We start from the raw sequence: 22,875 nt of genomic DNA, 5'->3' as shown, positions 1-22,875 counted from the left end.
GAGCGAATGGAAGGCTTGCGATCAGGATGGGCGGGGCTCTTTTCGGCGGATGATTTTCGTTTCTCCTGGGAGAATATGGGCGATTTGTTTGTTTATCATCGACAGGCTCCGATGTTGTTTAGCAGCGGATTGTTTTTCTTTCTTTTTATTGTTTTTCTGGTTTTCTATATAAGCCTGCGTAAACACCGGTTGGCACGTTTTATTTATGTGACCCTCTTCTCTTTGTATTTTTATTATAAGAGCAGTGGTATCTGGTTTTTATTGTTGGTCTTTACGGCGACTTCCGATTTTTTTATAGCCCAATGGGTGACACAGGCCTCTACGGTGACGAAGAAAAAAATAGGGGTTGTTCTCAGTCTCTGCATCAATCTGGGCATGTTGGCCTATTTCAAATATTTTAATTTCTTGTATGAGTTGCTGGTTGTTATTGCCAACGACTTGGGAGGGCTTTTGGGAAATACCGCTTTACAGCGAATACCCTATGAACGCTTGGATATATTTCTGCCGGTAGGTATTTCTTTTTTTACATTCCAGAGTATCAGTTATGTTATCGACACGTACCGGGGACGGATTCAACCTTTATCCCGTTGGATCGATTATGTCTTTTATGTGTCTTTCTTCCCGCAGTTGGTGGCTGGGCCTATTGTGCGTGCGCGTGACTTTATCCCGCAAATGTATAAGAAACTGACGGTTTCCCGGGCAGAGTTTGGGGAAGGGCTTTTCCTTATTTTATGTGGTTTGTTCAAGAAGGCGGTTATCTCGGATTATATCAGTATGAACTTTGTGGATCGTATCTTTGACGCTCCTTTGCTTTATACCGGGGTGGAGAACCTGTTGGGGGTATATGGATATGCCTTGCAGATCTATTGTGATTTTTCCGGCTATTCGGATATGGCTATTGGTATTGCTTTGTGGCTAGGCTTCCGTTTTAATGTGAATTTTGATGCGCCTTATCAGTCGGCTACCATCACCGAATTCTGGCGGCGTTGGCATATCTCCCTGTCTTCTTGGTTGAAAGATTATCTTTATATCTCTTTAGGGGGGAACCGGAAAGGGAAGATACGTACCTATGTCAATCTGATGATTACGATGCTGTTGGGAGGATTATGGCATGGTGCTTCGATGAATTTTGTTATCTGGGGCGGCTTGCATGGTGTTTCATTGGCTGTTCATAAGTTTGTGATGGGACGATTCTCCAGCTTTAAGCAACTGGGCAGTGAAATGCCTGCCTGGCGACGTATTGGGGGGATTTTATTTACTTTTCACCTGGTTTGTTTTGGCTGGATCTTATTCCGGGCACATTCCATGCAGGTCGTGGGAGAAATGCTATCGCAGATATTTACAAACTTTCATGCCGAGGTGTTTGTGCAGTTTGTCAGTGGCTACAAAGGGGTGTTTTTCTTGATGCTTTTGGGATATATACTGCATTTTACGCCCAAACGGTTGGATTTGGCTGTGCAGGGGGTGGTTACCCGTTCTCCTTTATTGGTGCAAGCTCTTTTGTTGGTTCTTATGATTTTTATTGTTATCCAGCTGAAAAGTGCCGGAGTACAGCCTTTTATTTATTTCCAGTTTTAAAAGGAAAGAATAATATGCCTAAGTCCTGAATACAAAAAAAACCGCCCGGATATCCGGACGGCTCTTAAAAACGAACATAAACTTACACACAGTCGCCTTTGCTATTTTAATATCTTTGGTTTACCTTATCCCAATCCACAATCTTCCAAAGTTCTTTCAGGTGGTCGGCACGCCGGTTCTGATAATCCAGATAGTAGGAATGTTCCCATACATCGAATCCTAAGATAGGAGTGAGGTCTTGGGTTACCGGATTGCCTGCATTGGCTTCTTTGTGGATCGATAATTTCCCTTTCTCGTCTTTGGCCAGCCATACCCAGCCGGAACCGAATTGGGCTACGCCGGCTGTTTCGAATTCTTTCTGGAAGTTTTCGAATGATCCCCAGGTCTGGTTGATGGCTTCTGCCAGTTTGCCTACCGGCCGGCCTCCTCCCGTCGGAGAGAACTGGGTGAAAAACAATTCATGGTTTAACACCTGTCCGGCATTATTGAAGATGGCACCTTCGGATTTCTTGACGATCTCTACTAAAGAAGCCTTCTCAAAAGGCGTACCCACAATAAGTTCATTCAGCTTGGTTACATAAGCTAATAGATGTTTCCCGTGATGGAATTCTATGGTTTGTTTACTGATAACCGGCTCTAAGGCATCGGAAGCATACGGTAATTTTACTAATTCAAATTTCATGATTTCTTGTTTTTTAGTTGTGATCTGACTGTTTGATATTGACAATAATACACTCAACAATAGTACAATCATTTTATTCTTTGTTTAAGTTTGAGTCTATAATCTTAACAGGAGGATGCTTTGATTTGTTCAATCGAGAGGGAAAAATAGGAATGGATAGGTGTTTTTTACATTTGTAAAGTAAATAATATCGAATAAGTTACTACTTTTGTGCGCTCAATAATATTTATTAATTTGTTAAACGTTTCGTAGATGGTAAAGAAAATTGGAAATTTGATTCCAAATACCTTTTTTATAACAAAAGGTAGCGGTGATTCGGACCTCGAAAAACATGCAGGTTCCTATCATATGGCTCTTTATGATGCCGGTATTTCGGATTTTAACATTATGACTTATTCGTCTGTTCTCCCGGCAACGGCACATCTGGCTACGATGGATGAACTCGATCTTCCGCCGTTTGGCTCAGAGATGAAAACCATCATGGCTGTATCGCATGGGTATCAGGATGAGTTTGTTTCTGCCGGTGTGGTGTACGCCTGGATGTACAAGGATGAAAACTTTGACGAAAAAGTGGGTGGACTTGTATGTGAAGTAAGTGGCCGCTATCGTATTGAAGAATTGGAATCACGTTTGATTCGTGTCATCAATGATCTTCATCAGAAAACATACGGTGCGTATTATTTGGGTGAATTGAACTTTATAACCGAAGGAATTACTATCGAGAAAAGATATGGAACAGCTTTGGCTGCCCTTTGCTTTGTTGATTTTATCCAACCGGAGATAGAAGATTGATTTCTTTATTTGGTTACTATACAGATCTATACGCCGTTTTCTCTTATGAGAAGGCGGTTTTTTTTGTCTGTAATGGATCATGGGAAGGGCTGAGGATATATAGAAAGGGGAGGTATATAAAAAAATGAAGGGACGGCTTTCACAAGTCACCCCCTCTACATTTAACCAAAACCTTAACTATGAAAGTACAAATATATACACTATTCGTCATATTTGCAAACATGTTGGTTCTTTCTTTTAATTTTTTTAGCAAATAAGTTCATCTCCCGATATTTGTTTTACTTTTGTGTATGTGAAAATGAAAGTATTATTCTATGTCTACGTGGGTGATACTACCTATATGTTGTTATTTGCTTAGGCGTTAAAAGAGAGTTATTATGAGAAAAAAAGGAAGAATTGCACTTGTGTTGTGTATGATCTTGTTTGCAGGCTGGGAAATAATGGCTTGTACCGGAGTCTTAGTGGGTAAAAAAGCCTCTGTCGACGGATCGGTGATGATCAGTTATTCGGCTGACTCACATACCTTGTATGGAGAACTTTATCGTTGGCCTGCGGCAACCTGGCCGAAAGGCAGTATGTTGCAGGTAACAGAATGGGATACAGGTAAACCATTGGGGCAAATACCGCAAGTGGAACAGACGTATTCTGTTATAGGAAATATGAATGAATATCAAGTGGCTATCACAGAAAGTACCTGGGGAGGACGTACCGAATTGCAGGATACAACCGGGATCATTGATTATGGTAGTTTGATTTATATAGCCTTACAGCGTTCAAAGTCGGCCCGCGAGGCTATTCAGGTTATGACGGGATTGGTACGCGATTATGGCTATTGCAGTGGCGGGGAATCATTCTCTATTGCAGACAAAAATGAAGCCTGGATAATGGAACTTATCGGGAAAGGACCAGGTAATAAAGGGGCTGTATGGGTGGCTATCCGTATACCGGACGATTGTATATCGGGACATGCCAATCAATCACGTATCCAACAAATACCTTTTGATGATAAAGAAAACTGTCTTTATTCTGCGGATGTCGTTTCTTTTGCCCGTGAAAAAGGATATTTCACAGGAAAAGATAAGGACTTTCGTTTTGCCAAAGCGTATAATCCCTATGACTTCGGTGGCTTGCGTGCTTGTGATGCCCGTGTGTGGTCCTTCTTCCGTAAATATGATCCGGGCATGGATACCTATACGGATTTTATAAAAGGAGATCCGACTAAAGAACCGATGCCGCTGTATATCAAGCCGAATCGTAAATTATCCGTACAAGATGTACAAAATGCTATGCGTGACCATTACGAAGGAACCGACCTGGATATGACAAAAGATGCCGGGGCCGGTCCGTATAAAGTGCCTTATCGTTGGCGTCCGATGAATTTTGAAGTGGACGGAGAAACTTACCTCAATGAGCGTGCTATTGCTACGCAACAAACAGGTTTTGTGATTGTCCCTCAGATGCGTAACTGGTTGCCGGATGCTATTGGGGGAGTGCTTTGGTTTGGTGTGGATGATGCTGATATGGCAGTGTTTACTCCACTTTATTGCTCCATCTTGGATGCTCCCGATTGTTACCGCGTAGGCAATGGGGATATGATGACGTTTTCCTGGACTTCTGCTTTCTGGATACATAACTGGGTGGCGAATATGGCTTATCATAAATACAGTTTTATGATCGAAGATATTCGTAAAGTACAGCAGGAACTGGAAGGTGGATTTCAGGCTGTCTTGCCTGCAATTGATAAAGCGGCTACCGAATTATATAATAAGAACCCGGAGGAAGCCAGAACTTTCTTAACCTGGTTTAGTACGACCACGGCCGATGATGCTACTGCACGTTGGAAAAAATTAGGAGAATACCTCTTGGTGAAATATATAGATGGAAATAAAAAGAAAGAAGAGAACGGTTCCTTTAAAACGAATGGTTATGGACTCTCTGCTTCTCCGGATTTCCCTGGATATGATGAGGAGTATTATCGGAATATCGTTCGTTCGGCCGGTGATCGTCTGAAAGTGAAAGAGATACAATAAAGTGAAACGTTTAATGAAGAAAAAAGGTATGAAAAGATTCGTTATTTTGGTTATGATGAGTGTATTTAGCCTGGGTGTTTTTGCTCAAAAAGGACAATCCTCTTTTGGTTTTAATGTAGGATATGGCTTTGAATGGAAAAATGCCACTTTGGGAGTGGATTACCGGTATAATATTACCGATGAATTCAGACTGGGACCGTCTATCACCCATTTGGTGAAAAACGATGGCTTAAGTGCTTGGGTGTTGGATATGAATGCGCATTATGTGGTGAAACTAAGCGATATGTTTGGTTTTTATCCTTTAGCAGGTCTGAGTTTGTCGTATTGGAATGCTTCCGGGTATTATTGGGATTTAACAGGTAAGGCCTCAGAAATAAGTGCGAACGAAACGTATGTAGGGGCCAATATCGGTTTGGGTGGTGAAGTGTATGCCACGAAACAGATAACGGTCGGTTTGGAAGTAAAGTACAATATTATAAAGGATATGGATCAGGCATTGTTTGCTGTCCGTGTAGGATATAACTTTTGATATACATCTCCAATCCTTTAGATAAAGAAATGGCTCTCTTTTTAACAGGAGAGCCATTTTTCTTTTTTACCATTGGAGGTATTTCTCGAAAGAAACCTGTCTGAAGTCGGGAATCACTTCGTATACTTTGTCTTGTAATGATTCGGCAGAGTTAGTCGTACTCAGGCCTATAACCCGCATGCCAGCGGCATTGCCTGCCTGTATACCAGCAAAGGAGTCTTCAAAGACAAGGCAATTCTCGGCAGCAACCCCTAAGTCGGATGCCGCCAGGAGATAACACATCGGATTGGGTTTGCCTTCGCTTATCCGGTCGGCAGTGACAACCGTATCGAACATTCCTTGCAAGTCATAAAGTTGAAAAGCTCTGTTTATTTTGCATTGGTCGGAACTGGTTACTAACCCTATGGATACACCTTCTTTTTTTAGGAGCTGTAAGAATTCGAGTGAACCCGGAAATAAGGGGAGGGGCATATGACTTTCATAAGCGGAAGATTCATCCCGGACTTTTTGTTGGAACGCTTCAGAGTATGAGGAAAAATAGGTTTTCATTATATGGGACATCGTTTGCCCTTTTATTACCTCGGCAAAATGCGGGATCCCCAATCCATAACGTTCCGCTGCATCGTTCCAGAAAATATCGTAAATAGGTTCCGTATCCACAAGAACACCATCGAAATCAAATAGTGCGGTTTTTCTTTCTGACATATTCTTTACAAGTTTATATTTTGTTACAAAGATACGCTCTATTTGCGTTCTCTTCTTCCTTTTTTTAATAAATGCTCGACAAATAGTATGTAATTATTCAAAATGCTCTATCTTTGTGTGCGTACACAATTGTTATTTTGTATCTTAAAACATAATTTTTTTTAAATCTCAAAAGTAAAATGAAAACGTATCTTATGTTAGCCTTCACAGCCTTGATAGGGCTGTGTAGTTGTCAGCCCAATGATGGTTGGCAAAAATTGTTCAATGGAAAAGATCTTACCGGATTCAAACAATTGAATGGGGAAGCTCCTTACCGGGTGGAAGATGGATGTATTGTCGGTACATCCGTGAAAGGTCAACCCAATAGTTTTCTGGCAACTGAACAGGATTATGGTGATTTCATCCTTGAATTTGAAGCCTGGTGTGATCCTTCTTTAAATTCAGGAGTCCAGTTCCGCAGTGAAAGCCGGGCAGATTATCAGAATGGCCGTGTACATGGTTATCAATGTGAAATGGATCCTTCCGACAGAGCTTGGAGTGGAGGTATATACGATGAAGCCCGTCGGGGATGGTTGGTTACATTGACCCATAACCCGGCAGGACAGGCTGCTTATAAAAAAACAGATTGGAATACATTTCGTATTGAAGCGATCGGAAACAATATCCGCATTTGGTTAAACGGCGTGAATACGGCCAACCTTTACGATGAAGAAACTGCCAAAGGGCTTATCGCTTTTCAGGTGCATGGTATTGGCAACGACGATTCAAAAGACGGAAAAGAAATCAAATGGCGTAACATCCGTATAAAGACAGAAAATCTGGAGGCAGAACGTATGCAGGGTACCTTGGCTCCTGAAGTAAATCGGATTCCTAACACCTTGACGGAGGCAGAACAAGCGGATGGATGGAAACTTTTATTTGATGGCAAAAGTACAGAAGGATGGCGGGGTGCGCATAAAGAGCATTTCCCGGAATCCGGATGGAAGGTTGAAGACGGACAGTTTATTGTATTAAAAACAGATGGTAGTGAATCAACCCATGGAGGAGATATCGTAACCAAGGATGAATATGCTGCATTCGAATTAATGGTAGAATTTAAAATCACTGCTGGAGCGAATAGCGGTATTAAATATTTTGTGACCGAAGCCGAAAAGAAAAGCGGTTCGGCTTATGGTGTGGAATACCAGGTGTTGGATGACAAACTTCATCCGGATGCTAAATTGTATACCTCTTTTGAAGGAAGTCGTACATTAGCCAGTTTGTATGATCTTATTCCTGCCAAGAACAAACGTTTCAATGGCGTAGGACAGTGGAACCAGGCAATTGTAAAAGTATATCCGAATAATCATGTGGAGCACTGGTTGAATGGTTTTAAAACATTGGAATATGAACGCGGATCGGAAGCTTTTCGTGAAGCAGTGAAAGGAAGTAAATACGCTGCCCCGGCATACAATGAACATGGACGTTTTGGGGAAGCTGCCCAGGGACATATCCTCTTACAAGATCATGGGGATGAGGTTGCATTCCGTAGCATCAAGATCAAAGAATTGAAATAAATAGTATTGCAATACGAATAAGCGATAATACAACTTCCTGTTGGAGTGAAGAGACCGCCGGTTGAATGACCGTCGGTCTCTTTTTATTATAGAATATCAGGGCTTGCGGATAAAACGACTCAACACCACTATCTGGCGTACATCCTCCTGTACTTCACGTTCTGTTGAGGTAAGAGGGGTGAATGTATACAGGTCTTCGTATTTCTTTATTACCTTTTCTAAGTCTTTGTCTCCGGAAAGAAAGAATCCTTCCTGAGGTTGCACCTCTTCGAAATTATGAAAGATATCCCCCAGGTAGAAGTTTAGGCTGTACAGGTTTTTATACTCCAAAGGATGGTTCATCACAAACACATTATCCTTTCCTAACGGGTAGTCTTTTTTTATTTGTTCGGCAAAGAACCGGGTCGTCTTACTTCTGCGTTCGCCTAACATGATAACCCCGTCGATCAATAGATTCACACAGAACATCAAAGCAAAGATGGCGTATAAGATTTTGATATAGATCTTTCGAAACATTTGATACCCCAGGGTACATACGGATGCAAATAAAAGGATAAATATACTTATTGTAAGTAGATTCGGGGAAGTAATCATACCTGTGATCGTTTCGACGGTATATAGGACATGTGCCTCCTGGCTGTATGGCTCTACCAGGCTTACCGGGTGAATTAAACCGGCCATTGTCAAACCTAAAGCCAGTGTGGCGATGGATACGACAGTAAACATAAATACGGCAAAGAAGCGAACGACTTTGGTCTTATATTCTGCTAGGTAAATCATGTACTGCGCCAGGAAAAGAGCGATAAAAGGATAGGCAGGCATTAAGTAGACACTTCTTTTGCTTGAAGGAATGGAGTAAAAGAACAGGATGCAAACCAAGGCAACCAAGCTAAAGAGCCGTACTTTCTCCATGGAACGTATCCGTGTCCAAGCCTTTTTCCATATTGCTTTTAACGATGAGTTCGGTTTATGTATTTTTAAAGCAAAGAGAGAGAATATGAATAGGAATGTCCAGGGAATAAAACCAACCATTAAGGTCATAAAATTATACCAAACTCCATTTTCATGTCCTAGTTTATAGTCGATAAGTGGAGTTTCCAAATGAAAGAAGCGTCCGAAATTTTCGGCTATTACAACGTTTAAAAATTCTTCTCCTCCTTGTCGCCAGGCTGCAATATACCAAAGCATAGGAAGGAATAAGGAGGATAAACCGATATAAAATAAAGCCTTTACAATAGTGAAGAACCTATATTTATTTAAAATCAAAAGGTAAACGCCAAAGACAAACAAAGGAAGTATGATTCCCACCGGGCCTTTTGTCAGTACGGCACACCCCAATAAGAGGGGGATTGTGATGGGTAATCCTTTTAATTCCTGGAACTCTTCCCATCGGTAAAGCTGAATCAATCCGACTACCATAAACATGGTCAATAACATATCCACACGGGTCGTCATGGCGGCACGGTGTATCTCTGCACAGGTTATCAATAAGCAAGTGGCGATGAATGCTTCCTGAAACTTATTTACCCGTTTACCGAAAAAAGCTAAAATAAAGCCGATTAATACGATAAAAGCCAAAGCAGAAGGCAGGCGGGATGTAAATTCGGATACATATCCCTGAGGCAAGGAACAGAGAGCCATTAACCAATGTGCCATAGGTGGCTTGTATGCAAACTCGTCTGCATAGGAAGTCGGTAATATAAAGTTGCCTGATTCGAGCATAGAAATGGCGACAGCAGCCTCTCGAGGCTCCCCTTTGGTGGAAAAATCGCCCATAGCAATCCAGGGTAAAACGGAGAGAATGCAAATAAGAACAGTAAATGTGACTGGTCTTTGTAAATAAAGATCTTGAAGAAATGATGTGCGCATAGACTTATTTCAGAAAGCTTTCTTTTGATTATTAACGTTTTTGTTTAGACTGCAAAAGAACGGTTTTTTGTTGGATTATCTTTCTTTATTAGTAAAATTTATCAAATTATAAATCGACTAAAGCTTATTTATTCCCCCACAGGTTTTTTGTGCATGAATAGAAAGGCGGTAGGCTAGCATTGCTGTTCGATGAATATATCTTATCTTTGGCGTTAATTTTAATATCCCCAAAATTTAAACAAAAATGAAACAATTGATTATGGCAGCAGGTCTGGCTATTTTAGTAAGTGCTAGTGGGGCATCGGATAAAAAGGTTGGTACTCAGGGTAATCCATTTTTATCAGATTACACCACACCTTATGGTGTACCTCCTTTTGAAGAGATAAAAATGGAACATTACAAACCTGCCTTTTTACAAGGTATGGAGGAAGAGGTGAAAGAGATTGAGGCAATTTGTAATAATCCGGAAGAGCCGACCTTTGAGAATACCATTGTGGCAATGGATCAGAGTGGGAAGTTATTGAACAAGGTACGTATCGTTTTTGGCGGACAGAGCGGGGCTAATACAAATGCCGAGATGGAGGCTTTGAGCCGGGAGATGTCTCCTCTTTTCTCCAAACATGGTGATGATATCCGGTTGAATCCGGTATTGTTTGCACGCGTCAAGGCTGTGTATGACAAAAAAGAAGGATTGGGCTTGAATAAGGAAGAAGCCAAATTATTGGAAGAGACATATAAGAGTTTTGTGCGTGGCGGGGCTAATTTGTCTGCAGAAGACCAAGCTAAGTTGCGGGAGTTGAATAGCGAAATCGCTATGCTTCAACTGAAATTCGGACAGAATATGTTGAAAGAAACGGTTGACTTCAAATTGGTGATAGAGAAAGAAGAAGACCTTTCCGGTTTGCCCGAGAGCCTGATTGCCAATGCAGCAGAGGCCGCTAAGGCAGATAGCTTAGAGGGTTGGTTGTTTACCTTACACAATCCCAGTGTAATGCCTTTCTTGCAATATGCTGATAATCGCGACTTGCGGGAGAAGATATTCAAAGGATATATCATGAGAGGCAATAATAATAATGAGGCTGACAACAAACAAATCGTAAGAGAGCTGGTAGCTAAACGTTTGGAGAAATCCCATTTATTAGGATATGATACCTATGCAGCCTTTGCTTTGGAAGACCGTATGGCGAAAAAAGCAGAGAATGTGTATGATTTATTAAACGAGCTTTGGGCTCCGGCTTTGTTGAAAGCCAAAGAAGAGTTGGCGGATATACAAATAGAGATCCGCAAAGAAGGCAAGTCCTTTGAAGCGGAAGCCTGGGACTGGCGTTATTATTTTGAAAAAGCGAAGAAGGCTAAATTCAACCTGGACGAAAATCAGATCCGTCCTTACCTTAAGTTGGAGAATGTGCGTGATGGTGCCTTTTATGTGGCCAATAAACTTTATGGTATTACTTTCAGTGAATTGAAAGAGATGCCATTGTCTCACCCGGAAGCCCAGGTGTTTGCATGTAAAGACAAAGACGGCACCTTGCTTGGTTTGTTATACATGGACTTCTTCCCACGTGCCAGCAAAAGAGGAGGAGCCTGGTGTGGTGCCTATCGTTCCCAGACTTATGAAAATGGAAAACGTGTGGTTCCTATCGTTACGAATGTGTGTAATTTTAGTCAACCGGCACCGGGGCAACCGGCCTTGTTGAGCGCAGATGAAGCCGAGACGCTTTTCCATGAATTCGGACATGCCTTACATAGTCTTTTCAGAGATGTTCATTATTATGGTATAGCAGGTGTTCCTCGGGATTTTGTGGAACTTCCTTCACAAATTATGGAACATTGGGTGTTCGAACCGGAAGTATTGAAAGTATATGCCAAACATTATGAGACAGGTGAAGTAATCCCTGCTGATTTGATCGAAAAGCTTGATAAGAGCGGCAAATATGGACAGGGATTTGCTACTGTCGAGTATTTGGCTGCTTCTTTACTGGATATGGATTTCCATGTCTTAAAAGATGTTCCGGCAGACTTTGATGTCGTTGCTTTTGAAAACAAGGTATTGGGAGATAGAGGTTTGTTAAAGCAAATACCTCCGCGTTATCGTTCGACCTATTTTAATCATACGATGGGTGGCGGATATACTGCGGGATACTATAGTTACATTTGGGCTGAAGTGTTGGATGCGGATGCGTATCAGGCATTTACGGAAACTGGAGATATTTTCGATCCGCAAACGGCTACTAAGTTCCGTAATTATGTATTAACACCTGGTGGTATTGATGATGCCATGGATATGTATATTCATTTCCGTGGAAAAGAACCGAATACAGAGGCTCTGTTGAAGAATAGAGGGTTGAAGTAATTGAAAATAGATAATTGAAATTAGATAAAAGGTCTTGCTTATGTTTGGCAAGACCTTTTTTTATGTCTGAGTGGGTTAGGCGATTGTTATTTCCGGCTCCAGGTATACATTTTGGATCGTATGAAGCAGTTCGACACCGTCCTTCATCGACTTTTGAAATGCTTTCCTTCCGCTGATCAGTCCCATTCCTCCGGCACGTTTATTTATAACAGCTGTCCTGACAGCCTCAGCGAGATCGCTTGCGCCATGTGATTCACCTCCGGAATTAATTAATCCGATACGTCCCATATAATTGTTTGTTACCTGGTAACGACAGAGATCAATTGGATGTTCGGTTGTTAGTTCAGTATATATCTTTTCATTTATCTTACCGAACTTAATGGCGGTAAACCCACCGTTGTTTACCGGAAGTTTTTGTTTGACAATATCCGCCTGGATCGTTACTCCCAAATGATTGGCTTGTCCGGTAAGATCGGCTGCTGCATAATAGTCTACTCCTTCTTTCACAAAGGCCGGATTCCTCAGGTAACACCATAAAACGGTAGCCATACCTAACTCGTGGGCATAGGCAAAGGCTTCTGCCACCTCTACCAGTTGACGACGGCTCTCTGCAGACCCGAAATAGACGGTAGCTCCCACAGCCACAGCCCCCATGCTCCAGGCCTCTTTTACAGTACCAAACGATATCTGATCGTAGGTATTGGGATAACTGAGTAATTCGTTGTGATTGAGTTTGACGAGGAAGGGTATCTTATGAGCATATTTACGCGCTACCATACCCAATACGCCAAATGTAGAAGCAACCGCGTTGCATCCTCCTTCGATAGCCAGTTTAACGATGTTTTCCGGATCGAAGTATATAGGATTGGTAGCAAAGGAAGCACCGGCTGTATGTTCTATTCCCTGGTCTACCGGCAAAATAGAAACATATCCGGTATTTGCTAAACGACCGTGTCCCCATATTGTCTGCAGGCTGTTCAGTGTACGTATGTTTCTGTCGGAATTAACCCAGATGTCTTCTATTGAGGTAGGAGAGGGGATGTGTATCAATGATTTATCTATTGTTCGGCATGTATGGTTGAGATAATAGTCTTTCTTATCTCCCAATAATTTGATAATGTTTGTATCCATAATGAAGTTTTTTAGTTAATTACTTTATAGTGATAACAGTATACATCCTCTTTTAGTTGTTTGTTTTTGTGGTGGAAGTGTCTTTGGGTATGTGTGAGAGTGGAATATCTTCATTACCTTTGCGCCAATAAGAAAAAAACGAAACGTCAGACCTATGAATCAACAAACGAAATCACAAATAATAGCACTCATTCAGCGGGAGGTTATTCCTGCCATCGGATGTACGGAGCCTATGGCTGTTGCTCTGGCTTCAGCCAAGGCAACAGAGGTCTTAGGCAAAATGCCGGAAAAGATAGAAGTCGGATTAAGTGGCAATGTTTTAAAGAATGCAATGGGAGTGGGGATTCCCGGAACGGGGATGGTAGGGCTTCCTATTGCCATTGCCCTGGGGACTATTGTAGGTAAATCGGCTTATGGCCTGGAAGTATTGCGTGACCTGACACCCGAATCTTTGGAGAAAGGAAAAAGAATGGTCGAATCTAAAAATATATCCATCGGTCTGAAAGAAGGTGTCGAGAAATTATATATAGAAATCTATTGTGTCTCAGGAGATGACAGTAGCCGTGTGATCATCGCGTCTAACCATACGGATATTGTTTTTGTAGAAAAGAACGGTATCGTATGGACGGATAAAAGAAAATCTACCTCAAACGAACAAAAAACACAAGAACCGAAAGACATAGCCTTAACCTTTGATCTGGTATTTGCCTTTGCCACAGAGACGGCCTTGGAAGAGATTGCTTTCATTATGGAGGCAGCAGAGTTAAACCGGAAAATAGCTGAAGCGTCCATGCAAAGTGACTTTGGACATACGGTAGGGAAAATAGTCTGTGGCGAAAAGGGTAAAAAGTGGTTGGGCGAATCCTCCTATACGCGTATGTTGGCCTTGACAGCCGCTGCCTGTGACGCCCGTATGGATGGGGCTATGATTCCGGTGATGAGTAATTCGGGAAGTGGAAACCAGGGACTTGCTGCTACCTTGCCGGTATTTTCTTTTGCGCAGGATGTGCAATGTACGCAGGAGGAGCTGACACGTGCCATGATGTTAAGTCATCTGACAGTCATTTACATGAAACAAAACCTGGGCAAACTATCCGCTCTTTGTGGCTGTGTGATCGCTGCTACCGGTGCAAGCTGTGGCATTACCTATCTGATGGGAGGGACGAAAGAGCAAGTCTCTTATGCCATCAAGAATATGATTGGCAATCTGACCGGAATGATATGCGATGGAGCCAAACCGAGTTGTGCCATGAAGGTATCCAGCGGAGTCTCCACCGCTATGCTCTCCGCCTTGATGGCTATGGAGGATAAGGTAGTCAGCTGTGTCGAAGGTATTATTGACGAAGATGTGGATAAGTCGGTGGCCAACTTATCCGTTATAGGCTCCCAAGGCATGGAAGAAACCGACCGTATGGTATTGGGTATTATGACCGGGAAGTGACGATTTGCATTACCTTTTTGTGGTCTGTCTCCACCGTTTCAAACTCAGAAGAAACGGCACTACTCCCCATGGGTACATTCTCATTGCGATATTCCATCCGGCTGTATACTATACTTCGGGCGGATGTGTGAAACTCTTTGGCACCGGTTTCCGCTTCCAGACGCTCGATATTATCTTCCCGAACTCCACATCCGGGCATGATAATAATGCGCCCGGCAGCACGTTTTACCAATTCGGCGATGAGTGGGATCCCTTTTTCCGCAGTCGGTTGTTGACCGGAAGTAAGGATACGATCACATCCAGCCGCGATGATTTGTTCCAGGGCAACGAAAGGATCCCGGCACACATCGAAAGCCCTGTGGAAAGTAACAGAAAGAGGTTGGGCGGCTTTTACCAGGGTGTCTAATAATGCCACGTCAATGTCGCCTTCCCGGGTCAGGCATCCGACAACAACACCCTGCACTTTCAATTGTTTACATAACTCAATATCCTGCAACATGGATTGTATTTCGGCCGGGGTATACAGGAAATCACCCCCTCTCGGGCGAATAATCACATGGATCTTAAGGGTAGATGTCAATGCCTGTGCCGTTTTTATCTCTCCGTAACTGGGAGTCGTTCCCCCTTCCGGAATAGAGGCACATAGTTCGACGCGGGTGGCTCCTCCAAGTTCTGCTTCTACACAACTCTGAGCCGAATTGGCACATATCTCGATCGTTCGTTTCATCTGTATCTTCTTTTCGTTTGCAAAGGTACGAATATTCTCAGGGAACTTATCACAATTTGTGATAAGTTCTTGCCATTCAGCTTTAGACAGGGAGAATATGAAATCTGAAGGAAATCTATTATTCTTTTTCTACGTAAATCGTTTGCGTCGGGAAAGCAAAGTTCAGTCCAGCCTTATTGAAGTCTTTTAATATCTCCATATAGACATCGGAGGTTACTTTCTGGTTGTTGCCTTTCTTTTCGATAAAGAAGATGAAGGTGATCACAAGGGCCGAATCGGCAAACTCCGAGAAGTTGGCAATGACCTCTTTGGTGGTGGCGTTTTCTACTTTTCCCGGAATCGCTCTTAATATCTCCAACGCTTCCTGCATCTTCTCCGGTGGAGTGTCGTAAGTCAACCCGAGCTTGGTCACCACCCGGCGCATCGGCTCGGCAGAGATATTTACAATGGATGCATCCATGATTTTATAATTGGGAAAAGTGATAATCCGTTTATCATAATTCCGCATCTTCGTACTGCGGATACCCACATCGATGATTGTGCCCTCATGGCTATCGATACGGATCGTATCTCCGATATTAAAAGGACGGTCTGTCAGGATGGTGAATGCACCAAATATACTTTTTACCGTATCCTGTGCAGCCAGGGCAAAAGCAATACCTCCGATCCCCAAGGTGCCTATCAGGGCACTGATATTGACTCCCACATTGCTAAGAGCCGTAATGATTCCAATAATCCAGACAAGGATTAAAATACCCCGTTTGATTACCGGCATCATTTTGGCTGTTTGTCTTCTGGTTTTTGATGAATGATCCGACGGATGGATCCAATAGACATTGATCAGACTGTTAAACAAACGGTTGAAAAACCAGGTGATATTCAATACAACCAATATACGGTAGGCCCCATCCACTGCTTTGAGAGTGTTTTCTGCATGTTCCAACCGATGGAAAGCAATCCATATACCTAACAATAGAATACCGAAAAGGATGGGTGACTCCAGCGAATCGTAGATGATATCATCCAGCTTGCTCTGTGTCTTACGGGTTATTTTGTATAATATTTTTTTATTGAACAGGGAAACAATTTTAGTGACACACATTGTTCCCAAAACAATACCAACGGAAATAGCCCAGTTCTCAACTGTATTTCCCCAAACAAATTGTTCCAGCATATACTTATCTTTAGATAGAGACGACAAAGTTAATACAATGAAACTATATTTCCTTACAAAAAGTTCTGCCCATGCCCCAGAAGTGAATATAATATGCTGAAGAATATACTTTCCTTTTTTTGCCGGTAAATATATTTGCCGATATTTGTCAGCATAAGTGCCGATATATATCAGCAAAAATGCCGACGATTATCGGCAAAATTGCTGACAATCATCAGCCATTTTATTTCCGGCGATATTGCACATCATTATAACACCAAACAACTATGAAAGTACATGTAGGTATTTACGAAACACCCCAACCAACCACAAGTGGGGAAACTGAAAAAAAATTTCATGCGAGAGTACAATCCAAAGGAATCCGAAGACTGAGTGAAATCTGTGATACCCTGTATGGAAAAGGAATTAATTCGGCACAGATCAAAGCTGTATTAGATGGAATTGCTATCTATATCGGGGAGTCATTGCGGGAAGGTTATACGTTGGATATGGAAGAGGTGGGCATCTTCTCCTTGTCGATGGCGACAGAAACAGAAACGAATGAGAACGGGGAAATGGAACTAAAGGTGGCGGTAAACGGTGTGAATTTCCGACCCAGTCCGACCCTGCGCAAAAGGATCAGATGGACAGAGATCTATGTAGATAAAAGTGGGTTAAAGAAAAAGAAATTCACCTTGGAGGAACGGAAAAAGAAACTGAAACATTACTTGGAAAACAATGTCTATATCTATGTATTGGCCTATTCGCAACTGCAAGACTGTTCCCGTTACCAGGCAGAAAAGGATTTAGACACTTTCTGTGCAGAAGGCTTTTTGACATTATCCGGAAAGAAACACCGAAAAATCTATACCCTTACTCCTTGAAAGAAAAGAGTGACTGTGAAAGCCGCGGGATACATATCCCGTGGTTCATGGGTGTGTGGTCTTCCTCAGCCCCGAAGGGGGTGAATAGGATACTGTTATTGACCCCTTTCAGGGCTCGTTGTAGCTTAGGTCTTGACCACGGGATGTGCATCCCGTGGTTATTCACATGAAATCCCTTCGGGATACATCGTTGTTACGGGTGATCCCTTCGGGATATATCGTTGCCATGGGTGATCCCTTCGGGATAGGTTTGTAATCTTGTGTTATTTTGTAGATATCGTAGCTGTGAATTCTGAATTTTTGTATATTTGTATTTATTGAAACCTTAAAACCTTAACATCAATGTCAAGCTACAAGCAAATCTTATATCATATTGTATTTTGTACAAAAAAGCGTAATGCGACTTTATCCCTTGAACATTCAGAGGTCTTATATAAATATATATGGGGGATAATCAAGCAAAAGAAAAGTGTTTTATACCGTATCAATGGCATGGAAGATCATATCCATATCCTTTCCAGTTTACATCCTTCCATTGCTTTAGCCGATTATGTAAGAGATATCAAGCGTGCAACTTCTACCTGGTTATCCTCCTCTGGCCTTTTTCCCTATTTTAGTGGCTGGGCGGAAGGATATGCCGCCTTTACATATACTTGGCGTGATAAAGAGAAGGTAGAAAACTATATCCGCAAACAACGTGAACATCATAAAGGCATTTCTTTTGAAGAAGAATACAAGAAACTACTTGCCGAATTTGATATAGAAATAGACGATCGATATTTACCTGGCTTTTCCTCCCATCCCCGAAGGGGTTGACTGTGAATAACCGCGGGATGTATATCCCGTGGTTCATGGGTGTGTGGTCTTCCTCAGCCCCGAAGGGGGTGAATAGGATACTGTTATTGACCCCTTTCAGGGCTCGTTGTAGCTTAGGTCTTGACCACGGGATGTGCATCCCGTGGTTATTCACATGAAATCCCTTCGGGATACATCGTTGACATGGGTGATCCCTTCGGGATACATCGTTGACATGGGTGATCCCTTCGGGATATATCGTTGATATGGGTGATCCTTTCGGGATACATTGTTGTTATGCTTACTCTTTGGGGGAAGAGTGCATTTAATTCGCTGTTAAGGGGGAGGCATTGTATAGAAAAAGACTACCTTTGTCGTGAAACAAAGAAGAAAGGTGTTGCATGAATAATGAGAAGCTAAAAGGACATGTCCTTATTCTGATAGCCAACGTATTGTTTGCTATCAATATGCCTATTTCCAAGTATCTTCTTCCGGCACATTTAACGCCTGAAGCCCTTACTATTATGCGTATGGCTTTTGCCTGTGTGATGTTCTGGATTACATCCTTGTTTGTCAAACAGGAGAAAGTGCCTTTAAAGGATATCAGGCTTTTGTTTATCTGCTCGTTTTGCGGGATTGCATTGAATCAGGGATTGTTTATTCAAGGCTTGAATACGACCTCTCCGGTGGATGCCTCTATTATAGCCACCGCTGTCCCTATCTTCGTGATGATTTTAGCTGCTATCCTCCTGAAAGAACCGATCACGCGGCAGAAGGCTTTGGGGGTTTTGCTCGGTGTGACAGGAGCGGTATTGTTGATTCTTCAATCGGTGGATACCGGGACAGGGCGTGTCAGTAGTTTAAGTGGTAACCTGATGATTGTGACAAGCGGATTCGCTTATTCTTTTTATTTGGTGTTGTCCAAACCTTTAACCGAACGTTATTCCTCTGTGACCCTTATGAAGTGGATGTTTTTGTTTGCCACCCTTCTGTTAATGCCTTTTTCTTTTAATCATATCCTGGAGTCGCCGGCTTTCCATCATGCGGTTCCCGACTATAAAGAAATGACAGCCATATTCTATGTATTGTTTGGGGCAACGTTCATTCCTTATTTACTTATACCGATGGCATTGAAGCGCATTCGTCCGACTACCGTCAGTATGTATAATTATGCCCAACCGGTTGTTGCCTCTTTTATCGCTGTACTTGTCGGGCAGGATAGTTTCAGCTTACAGAAATTACTTGCTGCCGTATTTGTCTTTGTCGGAGTCTATATGGTAACTCAAAGTAAGAGTCGTGCCGATATCGAAAGAGAAAAAAAAGAAAAGTAGGGGTTGATCTGAAAAAAAAGGAAGATTTTATCCTTTTGAAAAAACAATAAGTGATGAAAAATGGATTCAAAGGATTAAAAATGTCACTTATTTCCCCAAAAAAGTTTGCATATGAAAAAAAATATGTAAGTTTGTCCACATAATATAATACGAGACTACAAACGATGGATTACAGCCTGGCATATTATACATGGGCATTAATGACCCCCTGGGGGGTAAGAATCTACAAATAACAATGGCAGAGGCCAGGCCCTGCGTTGTTGCAATTTGAATATTGCATCCTTATTATTATCCCGGTATTATCCGGTTCTTTTCAACCATACAAAATAGTTTGAATACAATGAAAGTATTAAAATTCGGTGGAACGTCCGTAGGTTCCGTCAATAGCATATTGAATGTAAAGAAGATTGTAGAGGCAATAGAAGAGCCTGTCATTGTTGTCGTCTCTGCCCTAGGAGGTATAACCGATAAGCTATTGGCTACCTCACAAATGGCCTCTAAAGGAGACGAAGCGTATGAAAAAGCATATGCCGAAATCGTTACCCGTCACCTGGATGTCATAGAGGGTGTTATCCCCGATAAAGAAGTACGTGACGAAGTGCAGGCCAAAGTGATGTCTCTCTTGGATGAGTTAGGAAATATCTTCAAAGGTGTTTATTTGATCAATGACCTTTCCTCCAAAACGTCGGATACGATCGTGAGTTACGGTGAACGTCTCTCTTCGGTTATTATCGCCCATGTCATCGAGGAGGCGAAACTGTTTGACGCGCGTAAATTTATAAAGACACGGCCGCAGTTCAATAAGCATATCCTGGATTTTGAACAAACCAATAAACTGATTCAGGAGATATTTACTCCCCTGCCCAAGGTATCTCTTGTGCCTGGTTTCATTTCTACCAGTGTAGAGACAGGAGAGGTGACGAACCTGGGACGCGGGGGATCCGATTATACGGCTTCTATATTGGCAACCGCATTGGATGCTTCTATCCTGGAGATATGGACGGATGTGGATGGGTTTATGACCGCCGACCCGCGGGTGATTAGCTCTGCCTATGTGATCGACCGTTTGAGCTTTACCGAGGCAATGGAACTTTGTAACTTCGGTGCTAAAGTTATTTATCCTCCGACGATTTATCCTGTATATCATAAGAATATCCCGATCCGTATCCGCAATACGTTTAATCCGGAAGCCCGGGGTACGTATATCTCCAAAGAAAGAGTCAAAGAGGAAGGGAAAGCGATTATCAAGGGTATTTCTTCTATCAATGATACCTGTCTGATCACAGTGCAAGGCCTGGGTATGGTCGGTGTGATTGGGGTGAACTATCGTATATTCAAGACCTTGGCTAAAAATGGCATCAGTGTCTTTATGGTGTCTCAGGCCAGCTCCGAGAATAATACCACTTTTGCCGTGCGTAATGCGGACGCAGATCTGGCTGTGCAGGTGCTCAATGACGAATTTGCCCTGGAACGTTCTTTGGGAGAGATCAGTGATATGACAGCAGAGAAAGACCTGGCCACAGTCGCTATTGTCGGAGAAAATATGAAACGCACACCGGGCATTGCCGGAAGGTTGTTCGGTACTTTGGGACGTGCTGGTATCAGTGTGATTGCTTGTGCACAAGGAGCATCGGAAACAAATATCTCGTTTGTTATCAAGCATAAATACTTACGGAAGGCATTAAACTCTATTCATGATTCCTTTTTTCTGTCCGAATACAAAGTGTTGAATCTTTTTATCGCCGGTGTCGGAACAGTAGGTGGCAACCTATTGGAGCAGATCCGTATCCAACAACCTAAACTGATGGAGAAAAACGGATTGAAACTGAGAGTCGTAGGGGTGTCTAACTCCCAAAAGGCTTTGTTCTGCCGGGAAGGACTGAACCTGGAGACCTGTGTGGCGGATATGAAAGCCGAAGGAATGGCTTGTACTCCGGAAATACTTTGTCAAGAGATTTCCCAAATGAATATCTTTAACTCGGTATTTGTGGATTGCACAGCCAATGCAGCAGTGGCAGGCCTGTATGAAACATTGATGAATAATAACGTATCGGTAGTGGCAGCCAATAAAACTGCGGCCTCTTCGTCGTACGAGAATTATATAAACCTGAAAGAAACGGCCCGTAAGCGAGATATAAAGTTCCTCTTTGAAACCAACGTAGGGGCGGGGCTACCTATTATAAATACGATGAATGACCTTCGCAACAGTGGAGATCATATCTTGAAGTTGGAGGCTGTATTATCCGGTACGCTCAATTATATCTTCAATACGATCCGGGCAGATATACCTTTTAGCAAAGCCATCCTTATGGCCAAAGAAGCGGGCTATGCTGAACCGGATCCGCGTATCGACCTGAGTGGGAAAGACGTGGTGCGCAAATTGGTTATCCTGGCCAGGGAAGCCGGTTATAAGGTGGAACAAGAAGATGTGAAGATACAACCGCTTTTGCCGGCCGCTTATTTCGAAGGATCGTTGGAAGACTTCTGGGTTAATGTGCAGGAAATGGATAAAGCCTTTGAAACCCGGCGTCAGAAGCTGGCCAATGAAAAGAAACACCTTCGTTTTGTGGCTTCCATGAACCGGGGAGTATGTGAGGTCGGCTTACAGGAGGTAGAAAGTCATCACCCTTTCTATGAATTGGAAGGCAGCAACAATATCATCATGATCTCCACCGAAAGATATAACGAATACCCTATGATGATCAAAGGTTATGGCGCCGGAGCGGATGTGACGGCGGCGGGGGTTTTCTCGGACATCATCTCCATCGCTAACATCCGTTAGCGATGGAGAAATTGAAAATTGACAGTGGACAATTGACAATGAATAGATTGGGGTTGAAAATTCAACATTTGAGAAATCAAAAACCCAAATAAAAGAGAATTGTAGAACCAAAATTAGAAACTATGAAAGAGAATGTTGTTATGCAAAAGTCTTATGGCTTTGCCATACGGATTGTGAAGCTATATAAGGCTTTGTGTAAGAGAAAAGAATTTGTGTTGTCTAAGCAGTTGTTGCGTTCGGGAACGGCCATAGGAGCATTGATTCGGGAAGCCGAACATGCGCAATCCCGGGCTGACTTTGTGAATAAGATGAATATTGCCCTGAAAGAGGCAAATGAATCAGAGTATTGGATCATGTTGTTAAAGGATACAGGCTATTTGTCTGATTCTGAATATGATTCTATAATAAATGATTGTCAGGAATTAGTCAGACTTACTATATGTATTGTTAGGTCAAGTAAAAAATAAAATGTAATGAAACAAAAATATCCAAACTTTAAAATTACATTAACTAGGCAAACTATCAATTGTCAATTGT

General features: G+C 42.3%; 18 protein-coding genes. 12 read left to right on the top strand and 6 right to left on the bottom strand.

Going from position 1 to position 22,875, the window contains the following annotated elements; genetic code table 11:
- Positions 1-75: 75 nt before the first annotated feature.
- Positions 76-1,578: an MBOAT family protein gene (locus tag D0T51_RS04955; RefSeq protein ID WP_239056692.1), complete on the top strand. Its 1,503-nt coding sequence runs from the start codon at positions 76-78 to the stop codon at positions 1,576-1,578.
- Positions 1,579-1,684: 106 nt separating this feature from the next.
- Here D0T51_RS04955 and D0T51_RS04950 read toward each other — a convergent pair whose 3' ends face one another.
- Positions 1,685-2,260 carry a superoxide dismutase gene (locus D0T51_RS04950; protein WP_203583323.1) on the bottom strand — a complete coding sequence of 192 codons (576 nt, stop codon included), beginning with the start codon at positions 2,258-2,260 and terminating at the stop codon, positions 1,685-1,687.
- A gap of 252 nt (positions 2,261-2,512) precedes the next feature.
- Between D0T51_RS04950 and D0T51_RS04945 the strand changes: the two genes are divergently transcribed.
- From D0T51_RS04945 to D0T51_RS04935, 3 genes are all read left to right on the top strand, one after another.
- Positions 2,513-3,052, top strand: a complete 540-nt coding sequence (locus D0T51_RS04945; protein WP_163726000.1) for a pyruvoyl-dependent arginine decarboxylase — start codon at positions 2,513-2,515, stop codon at positions 3,050-3,052.
- A 377-nt stretch (positions 3,053-3,429) separates the two neighbouring features.
- Positions 3,430-5,082, top strand: coding sequence for a C69 family dipeptidase (locus D0T51_RS04940; protein WP_163725997.1), 1,653 nt, complete (start codon positions 3,430-3,432; stop codon positions 5,080-5,082).
- Between the two features lie 28 nt (positions 5,083-5,110).
- Positions 5,111-5,611 (top strand): outer membrane beta-barrel protein, encoded by a 501-nt coding sequence (locus tag D0T51_RS04935; RefSeq protein ID WP_163725994.1) that lies wholly within the window; start codon positions 5,111-5,113, stop codon positions 5,609-5,611.
- A 66-nt stretch (positions 5,612-5,677) separates the two neighbouring features.
- On the opposite strand, the gene D0T51_RS04930 is transcribed toward D0T51_RS04935, so the two are convergent.
- Positions 5,678-6,316: an HAD family phosphatase gene (locus D0T51_RS04930; RefSeq protein WP_163725990.1), complete on the bottom strand. Its 639-nt coding sequence runs from the start codon at positions 6,314-6,316 to the stop codon at positions 5,678-5,680.
- Between the two features lie 179 nt (positions 6,317-6,495).
- On the opposite strand from D0T51_RS04930, the gene D0T51_RS04925 reads away from it, so the two are divergent.
- Positions 6,496-7,872: a DUF1080 domain-containing protein gene (locus tag D0T51_RS04925; RefSeq protein ID WP_163725987.1), complete on the top strand. Its 1,377-nt coding sequence runs from the start codon at positions 6,496-6,498 to the stop codon at positions 7,870-7,872.
- A 96-nt stretch (positions 7,873-7,968) separates the two neighbouring features.
- On the opposite strand, the gene D0T51_RS04920 is transcribed toward D0T51_RS04925, so the two are convergent.
- Positions 7,969-9,741, bottom strand: coding sequence for a glycosyltransferase family 39 protein (locus D0T51_RS04920; RefSeq protein WP_163725984.1), 1,773 nt, complete (start codon positions 9,739-9,741; stop codon positions 7,969-7,971).
- A 244-nt stretch (positions 9,742-9,985) separates the two neighbouring features.
- Here D0T51_RS04920 and D0T51_RS04915 point away from each other — a divergent pair, with 244 nt between their 5' ends.
- On the top strand, positions 9,986-12,094 hold the full coding sequence (locus D0T51_RS04915) for a M3 family metallopeptidase (RefSeq protein WP_163725981.1): 2,109 nt from the start codon (positions 9,986-9,988) through the stop codon (positions 12,092-12,094).
- A gap of 75 nt (positions 12,095-12,169) precedes the next feature.
- Here D0T51_RS04915 and D0T51_RS04910 read toward each other — a convergent pair whose 3' ends face one another.
- Complete coding sequence (locus tag D0T51_RS04910; RefSeq protein WP_163725978.1) at positions 12,170-13,225, bottom strand: class I fructose-bisphosphate aldolase; 1,056 nt, start codon at positions 13,223-13,225, stop codon at positions 12,170-12,172.
- Between the two features lie 154 nt (positions 13,226-13,379).
- On the opposite strand from D0T51_RS04910, the gene D0T51_RS04905 reads away from it, so the two are divergent.
- Positions 13,380-14,666, top strand: coding sequence for a serine dehydratase subunit alpha family protein (locus D0T51_RS04905; RefSeq protein ID WP_163725975.1), 1,287 nt, complete (start codon positions 13,380-13,382; stop codon positions 14,664-14,666).
- Here the strand turns inward: D0T51_RS04905 and D0T51_RS04900 are convergent.
- Together D0T51_RS04900 and D0T51_RS04895 are read right to left on the bottom strand one after the other, a co-directional pair.
- Positions 14,650-15,393 (bottom strand): copper homeostasis protein CutC, encoded by a 744-nt coding sequence (locus D0T51_RS04900; RefSeq protein WP_163725971.1) that lies wholly within the window; start codon positions 15,391-15,393, stop codon positions 14,650-14,652. The two genes, D0T51_RS04905 and D0T51_RS04900, sit on opposite strands and share 17 nt — an antisense overlap.
- Before the next feature lie 118 nt (positions 15,394-15,511).
- A complete protein-coding gene (locus D0T51_RS04895; RefSeq protein WP_163725968.1) occupies positions 15,512-16,567 on the bottom strand; it encodes a mechanosensitive ion channel family protein in 1,056 nt (351 codons plus the stop codon).
- 266 nt (positions 16,568-16,833) lie between these two features.
- Here D0T51_RS04895 and D0T51_RS04890 point away from each other — a divergent pair, with 266 nt between their 5' ends.
- From D0T51_RS04890 to D0T51_RS04870, 5 genes are all read left to right on the top strand, one after another.
- Positions 16,834-17,430 carry a hypothetical protein gene (locus tag D0T51_RS04890; RefSeq protein WP_163725965.1) on the top strand — a complete coding sequence of 199 codons (597 nt, stop codon included), beginning with the start codon at positions 16,834-16,836 and terminating at the stop codon, positions 17,428-17,430.
- A 342-nt stretch (positions 17,431-17,772) separates the two neighbouring features.
- Positions 17,773-18,246, top strand: coding sequence for an IS200/IS605 family transposase (tnpA, locus tag D0T51_RS04885; protein ID WP_163725963.1), 474 nt, complete (start codon positions 17,773-17,775; stop codon positions 18,244-18,246).
- 380 nt (positions 18,247-18,626) lie between these two features.
- Positions 18,627-19,556, top strand: a complete 930-nt coding sequence (locus D0T51_RS04880; protein WP_163725961.1) for a DMT family transporter — start codon at positions 18,627-18,629, stop codon at positions 19,554-19,556.
- A gap of 340 nt (positions 19,557-19,896) precedes the next feature.
- Positions 19,897-22,338 carry a bifunctional aspartate kinase/homoserine dehydrogenase I gene (gene thrA / locus D0T51_RS04875; protein ID WP_163725959.1) on the top strand — a complete coding sequence of 814 codons (2,442 nt, stop codon included), beginning with the start codon at positions 19,897-19,899 and terminating at the stop codon, positions 22,336-22,338.
- A 122-nt stretch (positions 22,339-22,460) separates the two neighbouring features.
- On the top strand, positions 22,461-22,805 hold the full coding sequence (locus D0T51_RS04870; RefSeq protein WP_163725956.1) for a four helix bundle protein: 345 nt from the start codon (positions 22,461-22,463) through the stop codon (positions 22,803-22,805).
- Positions 22,806-22,875 lie beyond the last annotated feature (70 nt).

The organism is Parabacteroides sp. 52 (assembly GCF_010500925.1).
Classification (GTDB): Bacteria; Bacteroidota; Bacteroidia; order Bacteroidales; family Tannerellaceae; genus QVMG01.
Note: the sequence above shows the minus strand (reverse complement) of the source record. Positions and strands in the feature narration are given on the sequence as shown.

What these genes read in the sequence shown, in the direction of transcription:
- D0T51_RS04955 (WP_239056692.1), top strand. Translation starts at nt 76, where the DNA reads ATGGGCGATTTGTTTGTTTATCATCGACAGGCTCCGATGTTGTTTAGC.
- D0T51_RS04950 (WP_203583323.1), bottom strand. Translation starts at nt 2,260, where the DNA reads ATGAAATTTGAATTAGTAAAATTACCGTATGCTTCCGATGCCTTAGAG.
- D0T51_RS04945 (WP_163726000.1), top strand. Translation starts at nt 2,513, where the DNA reads ATGGTAAAGAAAATTGGAAATTTGATTCCAAATACCTTTTTTATAACA.
- D0T51_RS04940 (WP_163725997.1), top strand. Translation starts at nt 3,430, where the DNA reads ATGAGAAAAAAAGGAAGAATTGCACTTGTGTTGTGTATGATCTTGTTT.
- D0T51_RS04935 (WP_163725994.1), top strand. Translation starts at nt 5,111, where the DNA reads ATGAAAAGATTCGTTATTTTGGTTATGATGAGTGTATTTAGCCTGGGT.
- D0T51_RS04930 (WP_163725990.1), bottom strand. Translation starts at nt 6,316, where the DNA reads ATGTCAGAAAGAAAAACCGCACTATTTGATTTCGATGGTGTTCTTGTG.
- D0T51_RS04925 (WP_163725987.1), top strand. Translation starts at nt 6,496, where the DNA reads ATGAAAACGTATCTTATGTTAGCCTTCACAGCCTTGATAGGGCTGTGT.
- D0T51_RS04920 (WP_163725984.1), bottom strand. Translation starts at nt 9,741, where the DNA reads ATGCGCACATCATTTCTTCAAGATCTTTATTTACAAAGACCAGTCACA.
- D0T51_RS04915 (WP_163725981.1), top strand. Translation starts at nt 9,986, where the DNA reads ATGAAACAATTGATTATGGCAGCAGGTCTGGCTATTTTAGTAAGTGCT.
- D0T51_RS04910 (WP_163725978.1), bottom strand. Translation starts at nt 13,225, where the DNA reads ATGGATACAAACATTATCAAATTATTGGGAGATAAGAAAGACTATTAT.
- D0T51_RS04905 (WP_163725975.1), top strand. Translation starts at nt 13,380, where the DNA reads ATGAATCAACAAACGAAATCACAAATAATAGCACTCATTCAGCGGGAG.
- D0T51_RS04900 (WP_163725971.1), bottom strand. Translation starts at nt 15,393, where the DNA reads ATGAAACGAACGATCGAGATATGTGCCAATTCGGCTCAGAGTTGTGTA.
- D0T51_RS04895 (WP_163725968.1), bottom strand. Translation starts at nt 16,567, where the DNA reads ATGCTGGAACAATTTGTTTGGGGAAATACAGTTGAGAACTGGGCTATT.
- D0T51_RS04890 (WP_163725965.1), top strand. Translation starts at nt 16,834, where the DNA reads ATGAAAGTACATGTAGGTATTTACGAAACACCCCAACCAACCACAAGT.
- tnpA (WP_163725963.1), top strand. Translation starts at nt 17,773, where the DNA reads ATGTCAAGCTACAAGCAAATCTTATATCATATTGTATTTTGTACAAAA.
- D0T51_RS04880 (WP_163725961.1), top strand. Translation starts at nt 18,627, where the DNA reads ATGAATAATGAGAAGCTAAAAGGACATGTCCTTATTCTGATAGCCAAC.
- thrA (WP_163725959.1), top strand. Translation starts at nt 19,897, where the DNA reads ATGAAAGTATTAAAATTCGGTGGAACGTCCGTAGGTTCCGTCAATAGC.
- D0T51_RS04870 (WP_163725956.1), top strand. Translation starts at nt 22,461, where the DNA reads ATGAAAGAGAATGTTGTTATGCAAAAGTCTTATGGCTTTGCCATACGG.